Origin of the sequence: Vibrio sp. MACH09 (assembly GCF_033238805.1) — a bacterium.
Lineage (GTDB): Bacteria > Pseudomonadota > Gammaproteobacteria > Enterobacterales > Vibrionaceae > Vibrio.
Map to the genome: position 1 here is coordinate 2881953 of NZ_BSFZ01000001.1, position 15462 is coordinate 2897414.

Consider the following 15462-nt stretch of genomic DNA (forward strand, 5'->3'; position numbering starts at 1 on the left):
ATATGTTATGTCAATTTATTCTCAAGTAATATCACTAAATATAGACCACTGGTCAGCGAACTCGAAAGGACTCGATCAGCCTGAAAAATGGCAACAATGGGCGATAAATAATCAGTGGCCTGATGAAGGGACTATTGCAGTAGACGCTATTCCTGCCATGACGAGAAGAAGAATGAGTGCGTTAAGTAAGCTTGCTGTGCAAACCGCAATACCGCTACTTAACCAGAATAATATTGATTATCTGGTTTTTTCTAGCCGACATGGTGAGCTGCACCGAAGCGCACAATTGATCCAAGATATTGTACAAGGTGAAGAAGCGTCACCCATGGCTTTTTCTCAGTCGGTACACAATACCGCAGCAGGACTTTCCACCATAATAACCAAAAAGCCGATTCCCCTAACCTCTATTTCAGCCGCAGAAAATACTTTTCAGAGCGCAATATTGGAAGCCTGGAGTTACCTTGAACAACACCCCAGTCATAAAGTGCTATTGGTGGACTTTGATGAGCCTTTACCTGCTGTGTATCAACAGTACGAGACCGATAACTTTCAAGGTTTTTCGTTAGGATTGGTATTGTCTAAGGGCGATGATTTCTCCCTAACTGCATTAGAAAACAGAGAAACAGATCTAACCAACACTAGCCAGTTACCACAAGGCTTAGCTTTTCTTAGCCATTTTCTGTCAGAGAAAAAAGAGTGGTCAATCAACGCGGATCGTCAGTATTGGAGATGGAAGCGTTGTTAACCATTAATCAATATTGGCGTGTTTTTGCTACCGGTTTTTGTTTCGTCATATTTGGTATTGGTAGCTTAGTCCTTAGCTTTGTCATTATTCCATTGCTGTTTCTATTCATTTCACAGCCTGATAGTCGACAATATCGGGTACAGCATATCATTCAACTAACCTTCAATACGTTCTGCCGTCTAATGAAATTGTCGGGTGCAATAGACTACAAAATTGAAGGTGCCGAGCAACTTGCACAAGATAGAAACTGCATTATTGTGGCAAATCACCCTAGCTTTATTGACTATGTGATTATCGCCTCACAACTAAAACAGTGTGATTGCTTAGTAAAAAGCGCTATCTGGTCTAACCCTTTTTTGAAACATATTGTTAAGGCTGCAGGTTATATACCGAATCAAGCTTCAGATGATCTATTGCACAGTTGTCAGCAGCGATTCGATAATGGCAATGTGCTGCTAATATTCCCCGAAGGCACCCGGACCACTCCCGGTGTAGAGTCCACTTTGCAACGAGGAGCGGCTCAAATTGCGGTTCGTACTGAGACGGATCTACGAGTTATACATATTTCGGTTTCGCCAAGTTTTCTTACAAAAGAAAAAAAGTGGTATCAAGTTCCGAAGACAAAGCCCTTTTTCCATATTCAAATAAAGGGTAAAATCGATATTCAATCATTTATTGAGCAAACTAATAATCCAACTTTAGCCGCAAGAAAGCTTAATAAATATTTAGCGAAAGCTATTTTTCCAGACAATAAAAACAAAGAGTGACAAGCAGTGGAATTACTACACAACGATATAAAGCAGTTAATTATTGATGCCTTAAATCTTGAAGATATTACCATTCAAGATATTGACACTGACGCACCTCTTTTTGGTGATGGTTTGGGGTTAGATTCAATTGACGCGTTAGAACTTGGTCTTGCTATAAAGAAAAAGTTTAACATTGTTATTGATGCTGACGACTCTAATACTCGACAACATTTTGCATCAGTGGCCAACTTAGCCAGCTATATTTCATCACAAACCAGCCAATAACAGCCAGACCTCATTATGACAGACGTAAATAAAGAACAAATTTTTAACCAAATCAAAGATGCTTTGGTCGAGCTATTTGAGATCGATGAAGCGGATATCACCCTTGATGCCCACCTATATCAAGATTTAGATTTAGACAGTATTGATGCGGTTGACCTTGTGGTTCATCTGCAAAAAGTGACTGGCAAAAAGATCAAACCTGAAGAGTTTAAAGCAGTGCGTACAGTGAGTGATATTGTCGAATCTGTAGACGCTCTTCTCAAGGATAATTAATGCGACAATTGCTGACACTACTGTCTGCAATTGTTCTTATCGGTTACCCATTTGCTATCTACTTTGGGATCGATAAGTTTGGCCTAGAAATTGTCGGTGGATTTTTAATTGCAGCATTTGTTATTAGAATTATCACCGGCAGCAAAGCACAACTTAAAGAATTAAAACAGCTAGCATGGGTAAGTGGTAGCGTTGGCATCATGTTGGCGTTACTTGGCGCTTGGTTTAAACAAAACAGCTGGTTAACCTTTTATCCTGTTGCCGTTAACCTCTGCATGCTTTGTGTTTTTGCCTACAGCTTAAATCAGCCAAAAACAATCATTGAACGTTTGGCAAGGCTACAAGAACCAGACCTACCTCAAAGTGGCATTGATTACACAAGAAAAGTCACCATCGTTTGGTGTCTATTTTTTGTTATTAATGGCTCAATAGCGCTCTATACCTGCTTTCAATCGATGGAGATCTGGACGCTATATAACGGTTTAGTCAGCTACTTATTTGCAGGGTCACTGTTTGCTATTGAGTGGTTGGTTAGGCAAAAGGTTCGAAAACAGTTTTAGCCTAGCAAAAACGGTGTTTTCAGATACGCTCGCTATTTACGTTAAGAACACAATCGAAAAATAAGAACAGATAACAAATAGGCTCTATTGATGACAAGTAATCAGCAAGTGGCATTTCACTCACTCAGTACACTGCTCTGTTCACCTAAACCGCTCTCCTATTTAGTTGCATTTGATGCATCACACTCTTGGTGCTGGCAGTCCCTATTAAGTGATATTGATTACAACAGTAAAAAATTACAGCAAAGCCAAGCGAAAAAAGTGGCCCTTTGCTGTAGCAATAGCTATCAATTCGCGGTGGGATTTTTTGCCATCGCCTGTGCAAGAAAGAGCATTGTTCTGCCGGGTAACCATCAGCCTGAAGCCTTAATAGAATTATCACAACAGTTTGATCTTTTATTCTGCGATGGAGAGTCAGACGTTAGCGAGCATGTAAGGTCGATGAATATTGACATTGCAACTCCGTCCAATTCAATGTTCAGTTATTCACCGCTAGCGCTGGATGAGATTTCGCTGATTCTTTTCACATCAGGCTCCAGCGGAAAACCTAAAGCCATTAATAAAACATTGCACCAACTGGATACCGAAATAGCCATTTTGGAGCAGCTGTGGGGAGAGCAACTGCAACACAGTCGCATTGAGAGTACTGTCTCTCACCAGCACATATATGGTTTGCTGTTTCGAGTTCTCTGGCCTTTATGTGCGGGTAGAGCGTTTGCCTGTCGTAACCTAGAGTACCCAGAGCAGATCGCCTCTCATGCCAGCTCAAATACCACACTAATTAGCAGTCCAGCGCTACTAAAACGTTTATCTTTAGAAGATACACCGTCGACACTTACCGCTATTTTTTCTTCCGGTGGACCTCTATCATTTTCAGCAGCACAACATGCGCTACAGCTCTATTCACAATCTCCTATTGAGGTGTTTGGTAGCACGGAAACAGGAGGAATTGCCTTTCGACAACAGCATACATCAGAACAGCTGTGGCAACTTTTCCCGTCCGTCAAAGCACAGTTAGATGATCACCAGTGCCTGCAACTCTGTTCCCCTCATATCAACGGTACAGATTGGTATCAAACATCTGATCGATGCTATTTTCATGATGCCGTACACTTCCGGTTACTTGGCAGAGCAGATCGAATAATCAAAGTAGAAGAAAAACGCGTATCACTTGTTGAAGTAGAAAATCGATTGGATCACACTAGCTGGGTCAATGAAAGTACCGTTATTCCTCTTGAGGAAAATGGCCGACTCATATTGGTAGCCGCAATCGTGTTAACCGAAGAAGGTACAGATAAACTCCAGCAACTTGGTAAAGGTAAGTTTTGGATACAGCTTAGAAATGAACTTCGTGCCTGGTTAGAGCCTATCGCGATACCGAGAAAATATCGGGTGTTGAATGATATCCCTGTTAACAGCCAAGGGAAAAAACAGTTTTCACAAATAGAAGCCCTATTTAAAGATAAGTGTAGTTAGTAATGATGGTAAAAAGAAAACCGACAATTTTAGCGAAACAGATTTCAGCATCGCAGGCCTTATTAGAGCTCAAAGCAGATGCCGACATTTTAGACTTTACTGGGCACTTTAGTCATTTCCCTCTTTTACCCGGAGTCAGCCAAATAGATTGGGCTATTTATTACGCAAGTAAGTACTTACAAACGCCAACTAGCTTTAAAGGGTTGGAGGTACTTAAGTTTAAAGAGCCAATCCTTCCTGATGGCAAAGTGACATTACAACTTACATGGCATAGTGATAAACATAAACTCTCTTTTCAATATTACTCTGAACAGGATGAAGTCGTGACCATTCACTCTTCAGGAAAGATCAAGTTAGGTGAGAGTGATGAGTGACTTTAGCCCCTGTTTTTTGATCCCCTGTTATAACCATGGTGATACCGTTGCCAAGGTTACTCAGTCATTAAAAGCGTTTTCTTATCCAATAATTTTAGTTAATGATGGCAGCGATCAGTACACCTCATCGGCATTAAATGAACTGGCAAAGCAAGATGACATTCATCTGGTTACCCTAAGAAAAAACCAAGGAAAAGGTGGTGCCGTTATCGCGGGTATTCACCATGCAAATTCCCTTAATTTTACCCACGCTATTCAGATAGATGCTGACGGCCAACACGATGTCAATGCCTTGCCTGAACTGATTTCCGCTGCAAAGTCATCACCTGATTCTCTTGTTTCCGGCCAGCCTATATATGATGAGAGCATTCCTAAGTCCCGCCTTTACGGGCGCTACATTACTCATTTTTGGGTTTGGGTCGAGACTTTATCTTTCTCAATTAAAGATACCATGTGCGGCTTTAGGGCTTACCCTGTTTCTCAAACCGTAAAAGTATTAGATCAATACCGTATTGGTCTACGCATGGATTTTGACACTGAAATAATGGTTCGCATGTACTGGGAGGGCTGTGAGATTGAATTTGTTGATACTCAAGTCGTCTATCCTGAAGGAGGCATCTCCCATTTTGATGCCCTGTGGGACAATATTTATATCAGTAAAATGCATACGAAGCTGTTTTTTGGCATGCTACTCCGAAGCCCAAAATTATTAATGCGCACCATTCGGAGCAATAAAAACTCTTCGTCCGATAGTGCTCATTGGTCTAAACGCAAAGAGCAGGGAACGGTGTTGGGCATTAAAACCTTGCTTGCGGTTTATAGCCTGCTAGGTAGGCGAGTATTTAATCTTTTTCTTTACCCTGTAATTGGTTACTACTTTTTAGTTGGCCGCCAAGCGAAACAAGCCTCGAATCACTATTTGCAGCAACTTGCGCAGCACGCAAGTCAAAACAACATCCAATTGCCCAATAAACTCACCCGTTTTCAGCACCTATTCTCTTTTGGTCAAACCATGCTGGATAAACTGGCCGCTTGGAAAGGTGATTACTCTTTCGATAACTTATCCATTTACGGACAAGATGATGCTCAATCATTAATAGACAACAAGCAAGGGGCGCTATTAATTGGCTCTCATTTAGGCAATATTGAGCTATGTCGAGCATTAAGCCGTCACTACACGGATTTAAAAATTAATGCTTTGGTGTTTACCGAGCATGCGCAGCAGTTCAACTCTGTACTCAACGCCATCAATCCGGACTCGAACTTAAACCTTATCCAAGTAAGTTCTATCGGCCCAGACACCGCGATATTGTTGCAGCAGAAGTTGGAACAGGGAGAGTGGATCGTCATTGTTGGCGACAGAACCTCCACCAGCAAAGAGAGCCGTTCTATCTGGGCAGAGTTTCTTAGCAAACCGGCACCATTCCCCCAAGGGCCTTTTATGCTGGCTTCAGTATTAAAAGCCCCGGTGTATCTTCTGTTTGGATTGCGTGATGAGCAGAGTAAATCGGACCATTTTGAGGTTTACTTTGAGCACTTTTCCGATAGATTGGAGTTTCCGCGACACGAGCGCCAAGAAGCATTAACACAGACAGTACAAAAATACGCAACAAGACTTGAACACTACACATTAAAAGCACCACTACAGTGGTACAATTTTTTCAACTTTTGGACGTTAAGCCAAACGCAACAAGATAATAAAGATGACTAATATAACTTTTGGCGCAGAGCGCTTAACCATTGAAAACGTCGTAGCTATCTCACAAGGAGCAACGGCAAGCTTAAACGATACCGTAGAGTATCGACAGAAAATTGATCGTGGCGTGGCTTTTCTTGAACGTTTATTAAAAGAAGATGGCGTTATTTATGGTGTTACTACAGGATATGGCGACTCCTGTACTGTTGCGATTCCTCCTGAACTTGTCGACGAATTACCACTGCATTTAACCCGCTTTCATGGCTGTGGTTTGGGAGAGATACTAACCAAAGAGCAATCTCGCGCCGTACTGGCGACGCGTTTGTGCTCACTCTCTCAAGGGGTTTCTGGTGTTTCTCATGAGCTGTTAGAACAGATTGTTACTCTTATAAACAGAGACATTGCCCCACGCATTCCACAAGAAGGTTCCGTCGGCGCCAGTGGTGATCTGACGCCATTATCTTACCTTGCCGCAGTACTTATTGGAGAGCGTGACGTTATCTATAACGACACCATTTGCTCAACAGAAGAGGTGTTTAAGCAACTTGATATTGCCCCGATCAAACTCAAGCCTAAAGAAGGTTTAGCCTTGATGAATGGCACATCAGTAATGACGGCTTTAGCTTGTCTTGCTTATAAACGTGCAGAATACCTTTGTCAGTTATGTACAAAAATCACCGCGATGGTCTCTTTAGGCATTCAAGGCAACGACTTCCATTTCGACCAAGGCCTTTTTGCTGTGAAACCTCATCCAGGGCAACAGAAGATTGCACAATGGTTACGAGAAGATCTTCGCTCAGAACGCCCACCAAGTAACAGCGACAGATTACAAGATCGTTACTCTCTTCGCTGTGCTCCTCATGTGATTGGTGTGGTGCAAGACTCACTGCCTTGGTTACGTCAGCTAATAGAAAATGAACTAAATAGCGCCAATGATAATCCTATTATTGATGGCGATAATGAACGAGTTTTACATGGTGGTCACTTCTATGGTGGACATATCGCAATGGCGATGGATACCCTTAAAACCGGTGTCGCGAACCTTGCCGACTTACTTGACCGTCAAATGGCCCAATTAATGGACTACAAGTTTAATAATGGCCTTCCTTTTAATTTGACTGGGGCAACTGGGGAAAGAAAACCCATTAATCATGGTTTTAAAGCGGTTCAAATTGGTATTTCAGCGTGGACAGCTGAGGCATTAAAACAGACCATGCCTGCTAGCGTATTTTCTCGCTCTACCGAATGTCACAATCAAGACAAAGTCAGTATGGGCACTATCGCGGCGCGAGATTGTCTACGAGTATTGGAACTGACAGAGCAGGTCACCGCTGCATCGTTGCTTGCCGCAACTCAAGCGCTAGAGATTAGAAAAGCTCAGCAACAGCTCGATGACGCTCATCTAAGTGACAATATCAAAGCGATTCGTGAGCAAGTGTTGTCTGAATTCTCTTTATTGGTAGAAGACCGTCCATTGGAAGGCGACTTGCGTCACTTTGTTCAACGCATTCAACAGCGCCATTGGTCCCTTTATTCCGACGCCCTATAATTCGTTTAAATGAGTAAGCCAATATGAGTGAAGCAGTATTGTTCCCATTAACATCAGAAGTCAGCATTATTACTTCGTTTCAAGATGCTGATCCAATGGGCGTTATCTATCATGGTAACTATTTTCGTTACTTTGAAGAAGCTCGCCGAGTACTGTTGGATAAAATAGATTACGGTTACATTGCTATGAATGACTCTGGTTACATGTGGCCAATTATCGATACTCGAGTTAAGTATGTAAAAGCGCTTCCTTTTAATCATCAAATTACCGTCACCGCAACATTAACCGAGTGGGAAAATCGCCTACGAATAGATTACGTTATCTATGACGGTCAAAGTGGTCAACGTATGTGTAAAGCCCATACCACTCAAGTTGCCGTTGAAATGGATAACCAAGAGATGTGCTTTGCCTCACCCAAGCTATTTATTGATAAAATAACTCATTGGCATAAACATGGAGAGTGTTTGTAATGCATCGCATATGGCTGTTTATTGTCTTGTTTATTTTGTCACCTTTGGCCTTAGCTAAAGTGACCGACCTCGCCTCTTTGCAACAACAATTAGCATCACAAAGTTTAGTTAGAGGTGACTTTTCGCAGCAGCGCCATATTGCTATGTTTGAGCAGCCATTAGCTTCTTCAGGCCAATTTCTACTGGCAAAAGAGCATGGGCTGTTATGGCATCAAACTTCACCGTTTCCGGTTAGCTTGGTTTTAACTGAAGATAAATTACGTCAAACGTTTGCTAACCAACCGGCGCAAATCGTGACCAAGCAACAGAACCCGATGGCATTTTATTTTAGCCACATTTTCCTTTCGGTTTTTCATGGTGATACAGAGCAGCTAAAACAGCAATTTGAACTGGATTTTTCTTTGCAAGGTGAGCAGTGGCAATTGACACTGGTGCCTTTGTCTGCACCTTTAAACTCAGTATTTAAGCAGATCATGTTGTCGGGGCAGCAAGATATTAACCGCTTAGTTTTAGAAGAACTTCGAGGTGATAAAACGGAGATTATCTTTAGTAACCAACGTCATCAGCCTGAGACATTAACGAATGAAGAGCAACAACAGTTTGCTTTCTAATCTACTGTTTTCACGAGGAAAACATCTCGCCATCATCTGGCTTGGTTTTATCCTTGTTTGCTCTGTTTATCTAGCCAAACTGTGGTTCTTCTCTGCTGGCTCTCCTATCGAGACCAATATAATAAAACTGCTACCTGTGGATCAGCAAAACCCACTGGCTGAACAGGCATTTGAAAAAGTCACCAGTAACATGAGCAACAAGGTTATCTTTGTTGTCACAGGAAAAGAAGAGAGTTCGATATATAGTGCGGCAAAGGCATTAGAGGAAGGGCTAGCAGCAACCCCGTACTTCAGTAAGGTAATCGGAGAGATCCACTCATCTCAACAGCAAGAGTGGAGCAAGTACTATTTTCAGAATAGGTTTCAGCAACTCACCGAAGCACAGCGAATACAGTTAACCACTTCCCCTGATGATCGAATTCAGCAAGTCATTCAATCACTTTACAATCCATTTTCCGGAGTCACCGCACAAGAGTTAGAAGCGGACCCTTTTCTACTTTTTCGAGATTACTTAGCAGAGATAAGTCAACAATCATCCACCTTTACTTTAGACAAGCGTTTTCTTGCTACTCACTATCAAGGAAAGAAATATCTTCTCATTAGTGCCGAGCTAAAAGAGTCGCCATACAGCTTATCTGCCCAGCAAGCAGTCCCTATAATTAACCAACTACAAAATACCCTAGCTCAACAATATAACGTAGAGATACTCCATACAGGGGTTCTGTTTTATGCTGACTTTGGCACCCAAAGCGCTAAATCAGAGATCAGCACTATTGGGCTATTCTCGTTACTGGGTATTGTTGTTTTAATCGCTACCGTGTTTCGGAGTGTCACTCCGCTGCTGCTCTCTTTACTCTCAATCTCTGTCGGTCTGATCGTCGCTCTGAGTGTCACTAGTATGATTTTTGGCAAGGTTCATCTGTTTAGCTTGGTATTTGGTGCAAGTTTAATAGGGGTCTCTATAGACTATGCTTTTCACTACCTTACTGACCGCTTAGCCTCTGGAGATAAATGGCAAAGTATCCAAGGACTGAAGCATATTTTGGCGGCAATCACCTTAGGGCTGATCACCAGTTTAATCGGTTATCTAGGCTTATTGGTTGCACCATTTCCCGGATTACAACAGCTAGCGCTATTTTCAGCTGTTGGTCTTATCTCAGCGTATATAACTGTAGTCGTTTGCTACCCCATCTTAGCCGCTAAACCAAGTCCAACTAGGCCTCTTCCTTGGGGCGCTATTTGGTCTTCTCTACTGCTAACATGGCAGAAGCCTATGTTTAAATTAGGCTTACCGGTAGCAATTTTAATGATCAGTTTGTTGGCGTTAACAGGCGTCGATTACAATGATGATATTAAACAGTTGCAAGCTATGCCAGCCAGTCTTAAGCAGCAAGAAGAGACAATATCTCAGTTAAGCGGCATACACTCCTCGCAAAAAATGTTGCTGCTAACCGCCAGCAACAATGAAGCACTGATGCAGTCTCTAGAACAACTTCAACCTCAGCTTCAACAATGGATCCATGATGGCGTAATTAAGGGGTATCAAGCACTCAATCAATATCTTGCCTCTACACAACTGCAGCAGCAAGATTTTGAGGTAATCTCAAACTATTACCAACAGTATGGCCCCCTATTAGCTAGCCAGTTAAAACTAACCGACGTTCCTAATTTTACGGCTCAGTTCTCCCCAGTATCATTGGATGATTATTTAAGCCAAGCCAGTTCCGAGCCGGTACGTTTTCTTTACTTAGGTCAGGTTGGCGATAGTGTTGCTACTGTCATCTTGTTAAAACAGCCGAGTAATTTAGACACTATCCACAGCTATCTTCAACAACAGTCTGATCTGCTCTATTTGGATAAAGCGGAACAACTCTCCTCACTGTTTGGAGATTACCGAATAAAAGTGATGCAGTTATTGGCTGCTGCTATTGTCGCCATCACACTGGTGCTCAGCGTCCGCTATAACATGATACAGGCGATTAAAATCATATTGCCATCGGTTATCGCATGCGTGGCTGGCTTAGCCATCACAACGCTCACAGGCTCAGCGCTAAACTTATTTAATTTACTGGCACTGATATTAGTGATCGGTATAGGTATTGATTACACGCTATTTTTTGCGGAAAACAGTCGCAATAAGAGCACGTTACTTGCCATTACATTATCTGCCACTACGACTCTGTTATCATTTGGTTTACTGGCGTTAAGTCAAACTCATGCAATACACAGCTTTGGCATCACTGTTTTAAGTGGTATTTTTGTTGCTTGGTTATTATCACCCATGGCTATTCGGTCCCGTGAACATTAGCTTTTTATGCTTAACATCTCCACTAGCCAGAACGAGAAACAACCCGAGTTTAATGATAAGGCAAAATGTAGGATATCTCCCCTCAATGATTAGATATAGATACAGAGCAAAATCGATTATTAACCTTGTAGTTATGCTGTTTATAGTCGCATTTATCTCCTCATGCAGCCTTACTACAAAGCCTTCTTCAGCCAAGGTTGAGATTACAAAAGATCGATTTGTGCAACTGCCACAACCTAGCCAATTGGGTTATCAGGTTACCGCCAGCCAACTTATTTCGGCTCAATGGACAACAGCGCAAGGTGCCCAAACACAACAGTTACCAGTACAACTTGAAGTCTCCAATAGTAAAATAGTGTTAGCAGGATTTTCATCTTGGGGAACTCGACTTTTATCTCTCAGCTATCAAGATAGTCAGATTAAAACCAAAGTAATGAATGGGCTAAACGGTGTATTGCCAGATCCTGAACAGATACTGTTCAATTTAATGATCACCCTATGGCCTAAAAGCGCATGGCATGCTCCATTAGATGATTTAGGTTGGAGTATTATAGAATCCGATAATCAACGCATTATTACGGATGAAACCGGCAAAACGATCATAGAGATAAACTATCAACATAAACAGCCGCTGAAAGGTACTATCCGATTTACTCATAAATCATTAGACTATTTGATTGAAATTCAAACCCTCAATTACCAGATTCAACAGAAACAGCAGTAGAGCATTAATATGGAAAATAGATCAGCAAACCCAGTCTATATACAATGCTGTGGTTTCCACTCCGCCATGGGCAATGAGCATGAGCAGATTCATCACGTTCTCAGTGGTGACAAAGATGCCACTATGATCGCCAATGATGAGATATTGAATACGGGAGACCCTACTGTTATTGGCCGGGTTAAAGAAACACTTCCCACTCTACCTGAGCATATGCAGCGCTACTCTACTCGCAATAACCAGCTGGCCTTATCTGCATTATTGCAAATTGCGCCGACCATTCAGCAAGCGATAGAACAGTACGGTGCCTCGCGAGTGGCTGTGGTCGTTGGGACCAGCACATCGGGTATATCAGATGGTGAAGAGGCATATAAAAGCTTATTAGCCAAAGGGGACTTTCCTGAGCATTATCACTACCAACAACAAGAAATTGCCAACAGTAGCCAGTTTATTGCCGACTATTTTCAGCTCACAGGCCCTTGCTATGCCATCTCTACCGCTTGCTCCTCAAGCGGACGAGTATTTATCACCGCCCAACGAATATTACGATCAGGCTTGGTAGATGCGGTCATTGTTGGTGGTTGCGATACGGTTTGTCGGCTAACTCTGAATGGCTTTCGTGGCTTAGAGGCTTTATCTAAACAGCTGTGCAGACCATTTAGTGAACAACGAGATGGTATTAATATTGGCGAGGCCGCGGCATTCATGCTACTTAGTAATGAGCAGAGTGATATTGCCCTGTTAGGTGCTGGAGAGAGCTCTGATGCTCACCATATCTCTGCCCCACATCCAGAAGGACATGGCGCAGAGGTGGCAATGCGCAACGCTCTTGAGCAGGCCGGTTTATCCATTGATGATATTGGCTATATCAATGCGCATGGTACCGCGACAGAACTTAATGACCGTATGGAGAGCAAAGCCATACAGAGAATTTTTGGTAGAACTACACCAGTAAGCTCTACCAAAATGATGACGGGACATACGCTGGGAGCAGCCAGCGCGACAGAAGCTGCCATTGCTTGGCACATACTTAAGTACCGCTTATCTCTGCCGATACAAAACTGCTCTGACAAAGCAGAGGATATAAACATAAACCTGATTGAACAGCCTACAAAACTCAACGGAAAAGCGATACTCAGTAACTCTTTTGCCTTTGGCGGCAACAACATCAGCCTTATATTTGGTTACAGTAATGAATGATCTTCCCTCTATAGAAAAACTTGTTCCTCATGACAACCCAATGATCTTGGTTGACCGCGCCATTACCATTGAAGAAAAATCGATCCACTGTCAGGTTGATATAGGTGAACATAACCCCTTTTTTGATGTTGAAAAAGAGACAGTTCCAGCTTATGTCGGCATAGAATTTATGGCGCAATCTGTCGCCGCTTGGTCTGGTTACCACGCCCTGTTAGAAAATAACAGCCCGCCGATTGGGTTCTTACTTGGTAGCCGACGTTATACTGCAATGTGTGATAAATTTACTAAAAATCAAACATTAGATATCTATGCAGAACAAGTATTAGCAGATGACAACATGGCAGTATTTATGGCACGGCTAGAAGATAGAGGTGAAGTACTCGCCTCTTGCCAATTAAATGTTTACGTGCCGACTGAACAACAATTGCAACAGATGAAAACTGGAAACTTATCATGACTCGACAAGTACTCGTCACCGGAGCAAGCAAAGGAATAGGCAAAGAGATTGCCATTCAACTCGCTAAAGACGGATTTAGCATTATTGTCCACTATATGGGCGATCAAAAAGGTGCCCAGCAAACAGCAGAAACCATTGAGCAACTTGGTGGTTCTGCTCGTCTGATTCAGTTTGACATTAGTCAGAGAGATGAGTGCCGAGAGAAGCTCGAAGCAGACATTGAACAGCATGGCGCATACTATGGCGTGGTCAATAACGCAGGAATTACCCGGGACACAGCGTTTCCGGCTATGACAGAACAAGAGTGGGATGGCGTTATCCATACCAATTTAGACAGCTTTTATAACGTGCTTCACCCTTGTGTCATGCCTATGGTTCAAAATCGCAAAGGGGGGCGAATTATCACCCTTGCATCAGTATCGGGTTTAATGGGTAACCGGGGGCAAACTAACTACAGCGCCGCAAAAGCAGGGGTTATAGGGGCAACCAAATCTTTAGCGCTCGAACTGGCTAAACGAAAGATAACGGTAAACTGTGTCGCACCAGGACTTATTGATACGGGTATGGTCGATGAGCACGTTAAAGAACACGCACTGCCTCAAGTGCCACTTCGTCGTATGGGTGAACCAGAGGAAGTGGCCGGTTTAGTGAGTTATCTTATGTCAGATATTGCGGCGTATGTTACTCGCCAAGTTATCTCAATCAACGGAGGTTTAATATGAGTCGTCGTGTTGTAATAACAGGAATGTCAGGTGTGACGGCCTTTGGTAACGACTGGCAAGCAATCCAACCTAAATTGAAAGCGTGTGAAAATGCCACCCAATACATGCCATCTTATGAACAATACGATGGTTTAAATACCAAGTTAGCAGCGCCAATTGACCATTTTGAGTTGCCAAAACACTACAAGCGTAAACAAGTACGTAGTATGGGCAGAGTATCGAAGATGGCAACAGTTGCCACTGAAAATGCCTTACTTCAATCGGGGTTAATCGGCCATGATATTCTCACCAATGGTCAAACAGGTGTTGCTTACGGCTCCTCAACAGGCAGTACTGATGCGGTTGGTGCATTTGGCATAATGCTTAGTGAGAAAACCACCCGAGCGATTACTGCTACTACCTATGTACAGATGATGCCTCACACCGCAGCGGTTAATGTCGGTCTGTTTTTTGGTGCTAAAGGTCGAATCATTCCAACCAGCAGTGCTTGTACTTCTGGAAGTCAGGCAATTGGCTACGCTTATGAAGCGATTAAACATGGTTACCAAACGGCAATGATAGCCGGAGGTGGCGAAGAGCTATGCCCAACGGAATCAGCGGTATTTGATACCCTATTTGCTACCAGTCTTAAAAATGACGACCCAAAAAGTACCCCTCGTCCTTACGATTCAAACCGTGATGGCTTGGTGATAGGTGAAGGTGCAGGCACTTTGATCCTTGAAGAGTATGAACACGCAAAATCGCGTGGCGCGACTATTCTCGCTGAAATTATTGGTTTTGCCAGCAATTGCGATGCCGCTCATGTTACTCAACCACAAATGGAAACCATGCAATCTTGCATGGAGATGGCCATACGTGACGCCAATATACTCCCTTCTCAGATCGATTATGTCTCGGCTCATGGCACTGCAACGGATCGTGGTGACATAGCAGAAACAAATGCAACCGAGAAAGCGTTAGGAAACGTCCCTATCAGCTCACTTAAAAGCTATTTTGGCCATACCTTAGGCGCTTGCGGAGCGATTGAAGCTTGGTTAAGCATTGAGATGATGCACTCAGGCTGGTTCCACCCTACACTGAACCTAACGGATTTAGACTCAGACTGTGGCGATTTAGATTACATTACTGGTGAAGGTAGAGAGATAAACGCGCAGTATATTATGAGTAACAACTTTGCCTTTGGTGGCATTAATACTTCCCTTATCTTTAAGAAAGAGATTGATTAAATAACCATTCCAGATTGATAGCTCGATCGAGCTGATGTGA

Annotated in this window: 17 protein-coding genes; all 17 read left to right on the forward strand. The window is 42.8% G+C overall.

Annotated elements, in window-relative coordinates:
• Positions 1-7: 7 nt before the first annotated feature.
• The 17 genes from CHJ_RS12880 to CHJ_RS12960 all read left to right on the forward strand — a co-directional run bounded on the left by CHJ_RS12880 (position 8) and on the right by CHJ_RS12960 (position 15422).
• Positions 8-745: a beta-ketoacyl synthase chain length factor gene (locus CHJ_RS12880; RefSeq protein ID WP_171754786.1), complete on the forward strand. Its 738-nt coding sequence runs from the start codon at positions 8-10 to the stop codon at positions 743-745.
• Positions 739-1512 (forward strand): lysophospholipid acyltransferase family protein, encoded by a 774-nt coding sequence (locus CHJ_RS12885; protein ID WP_317918120.1) that lies wholly within the window; start codon positions 739-741, stop codon positions 1510-1512. The genes CHJ_RS12880 and CHJ_RS12885 overlap by 7 nt, the downstream gene beginning before the upstream one ends.
• A 6-nt stretch (positions 1513-1518) precedes the next feature.
• Positions 1519-1779, forward strand: coding sequence for a phosphopantetheine-binding protein (locus CHJ_RS12890; protein ID WP_171754787.1), 261 nt, complete (start codon positions 1519-1521; stop codon positions 1777-1779).
• Positions 1780-1794: 15 nt separating this feature from the next.
• A complete protein-coding gene (locus CHJ_RS12895; RefSeq protein WP_171754788.1) occupies positions 1795-2052 on the forward strand; it encodes an acyl carrier protein in 258 nt (85 codons plus the stop codon).
• Positions 2052-2612 carry a septation protein IspZ gene (locus CHJ_RS12900; RefSeq protein ID WP_171754789.1) on the forward strand — a complete coding sequence of 187 codons (561 nt, stop codon included), beginning with the start codon at positions 2052-2054 and terminating at the stop codon, positions 2610-2612. Before CHJ_RS12895 ends, CHJ_RS12900 begins: the two co-directional genes overlap by 1 nt.
• A gap of 90 nt (positions 2613-2702) precedes the next feature.
• Positions 2703-4088, forward strand: a complete 1386-nt coding sequence (locus CHJ_RS12905; RefSeq protein ID WP_317917864.1) for an AMP-binding protein — start codon at positions 2703-2705, stop codon at positions 4086-4088.
• A 2-nt stretch (positions 4089-4090) separates the two neighbouring features.
• Positions 4091-4462, forward strand: a complete 372-nt coding sequence (locus CHJ_RS12910; protein ID WP_317917865.1) for a 3-hydroxyacyl-ACP dehydratase — start codon at positions 4091-4093, stop codon at positions 4460-4462.
• Complete coding sequence (locus tag CHJ_RS12915) at positions 4455-6173, forward strand: glycosyltransferase family 2 protein (RefSeq protein ID WP_317917866.1); 1719 nt, start codon at positions 4455-4457, stop codon at positions 6171-6173. Before CHJ_RS12910 ends, CHJ_RS12915 begins: the two co-directional genes overlap by 8 nt.
• Positions 6166-7707 carry a histidine ammonia-lyase gene (gene hutH, locus CHJ_RS12920; protein WP_171754793.1) on the forward strand — a complete coding sequence of 514 codons (1542 nt, stop codon included), beginning with the start codon at positions 6166-6168 and terminating at the stop codon, positions 7705-7707. Before CHJ_RS12915 ends, hutH begins: the two co-directional genes overlap by 8 nt.
• A gap of 23 nt (positions 7708-7730) precedes the next feature.
• Positions 7731-8177, forward strand: coding sequence for an acyl-CoA thioesterase (locus CHJ_RS12925; RefSeq protein WP_317917867.1), 447 nt, complete (start codon positions 7731-7733; stop codon positions 8175-8177).
• Entirely contained in the window at positions 8177-8788 is a 612-nt protein-coding gene (locus CHJ_RS12930) for an outer membrane lipoprotein carrier protein LolA (RefSeq protein WP_317917868.1), read from the forward strand. The genes CHJ_RS12925 and CHJ_RS12930 overlap by 1 nt, the downstream gene beginning before the upstream one ends.
• Positions 8760-11096, forward strand: a complete 2337-nt coding sequence (locus tag CHJ_RS12935; RefSeq protein WP_317917869.1) for an MMPL family transporter — start codon at positions 8760-8762, stop codon at positions 11094-11096. The genes CHJ_RS12930 and CHJ_RS12935 overlap by 29 nt, the downstream gene beginning before the upstream one ends.
• A gap of 133 nt (positions 11097-11229) precedes the next feature.
• Positions 11230-11820, forward strand: a complete 591-nt coding sequence (locus tag CHJ_RS12940; RefSeq protein ID WP_317918121.1) for a DUF3261 domain-containing protein — start codon at positions 11230-11232, stop codon at positions 11818-11820.
• A gap of 9 nt (positions 11821-11829) precedes the next feature.
• On the forward strand, positions 11830-13017 hold the full coding sequence (locus CHJ_RS12945) for a beta-ketoacyl-[acyl-carrier-protein] synthase family protein (RefSeq protein ID WP_317917870.1): 1188 nt from the start codon (positions 11830-11832) through the stop codon (positions 13015-13017).
• The gene (locus CHJ_RS12950) at positions 13010-13474 is read left to right on the forward strand and encodes a hotdog family protein (protein ID WP_171754799.1); all 465 of its coding nucleotides are present in this window, start codon (positions 13010-13012) and stop codon (positions 13472-13474) included. Before CHJ_RS12945 ends, CHJ_RS12950 begins: the two co-directional genes overlap by 8 nt.
• Positions 13471-14196 carry a 3-oxoacyl-ACP reductase FabG gene (gene fabG, locus CHJ_RS12955; protein ID WP_171754800.1) on the forward strand — a complete coding sequence of 242 codons (726 nt, stop codon included), beginning with the start codon at positions 13471-13473 and terminating at the stop codon, positions 14194-14196. The genes CHJ_RS12950 and fabG overlap by 4 nt, the downstream gene beginning before the upstream one ends.
• Positions 14193-15422: a beta-ketoacyl-ACP synthase gene (locus tag CHJ_RS12960; RefSeq protein ID WP_317917871.1), complete on the forward strand. Its 1230-nt coding sequence runs from the start codon at positions 14193-14195 to the stop codon at positions 15420-15422. Before fabG ends, CHJ_RS12960 begins: the two co-directional genes overlap by 4 nt.
• Positions 15423-15462 lie beyond the last annotated feature (40 nt).

Bases quoted from the DNA above. Each gene is read 5' to 3' on its own strand.
- CHJ_RS12880 (WP_171754786.1), top strand. From the start codon at position 8: ATGTCAATTTATTCTCAAGTAATATCACTAAATATAGACCACTGGTCA.
- CHJ_RS12895 (WP_171754788.1), top strand. From the start codon at position 1,795: ATGACAGACGTAAATAAAGAACAAATTTTTAACCAAATCAAAGATGCT.
- CHJ_RS12900 (WP_171754789.1), top strand. From the start codon at position 2,052: ATGCGACAATTGCTGACACTACTGTCTGCAATTGTTCTTATCGGTTAC.
- CHJ_RS12905 (WP_317917864.1), top strand. From the start codon at position 2,703: ATGACAAGTAATCAGCAAGTGGCATTTCACTCACTCAGTACACTGCTC.
- CHJ_RS12910 (WP_317917865.1), top strand. From the start codon at position 4,091: ATGATGGTAAAAAGAAAACCGACAATTTTAGCGAAACAGATTTCAGCA.
- CHJ_RS12915 (WP_317917866.1), top strand. From the start codon at position 4,455: ATGAGTGACTTTAGCCCCTGTTTTTTGATCCCCTGTTATAACCATGGT.
- hutH (WP_171754793.1), top strand. From the start codon at position 6,166: ATGACTAATATAACTTTTGGCGCAGAGCGCTTAACCATTGAAAACGTC.
- CHJ_RS12925 (WP_317917867.1), top strand. From the start codon at position 7,731: ATGAGTGAAGCAGTATTGTTCCCATTAACATCAGAAGTCAGCATTATT.
- CHJ_RS12930 (WP_317917868.1), top strand. From the start codon at position 8,177: ATGCATCGCATATGGCTGTTTATTGTCTTGTTTATTTTGTCACCTTTG.
- CHJ_RS12935 (WP_317917869.1), top strand. From the start codon at position 8,760: ATGAAGAGCAACAACAGTTTGCTTTCTAATCTACTGTTTTCACGAGGA.
- CHJ_RS12940 (WP_317918121.1), top strand. From the start codon at position 11,230: ATGCTGTTTATAGTCGCATTTATCTCCTCATGCAGCCTTACTACAAAG.
- CHJ_RS12945 (WP_317917870.1), top strand. From the start codon at position 11,830: ATGGAAAATAGATCAGCAAACCCAGTCTATATACAATGCTGTGGTTTC.
- CHJ_RS12950 (WP_171754799.1), top strand. From the start codon at position 13,010: ATGAATGATCTTCCCTCTATAGAAAAACTTGTTCCTCATGACAACCCA.
- fabG (WP_171754800.1), top strand. From the start codon at position 13,471: ATGACTCGACAAGTACTCGTCACCGGAGCAAGCAAAGGAATAGGCAAA.
- CHJ_RS12960 (WP_317917871.1), top strand. From the start codon at position 14,193: ATGAGTCGTCGTGTTGTAATAACAGGAATGTCAGGTGTGACGGCCTTT.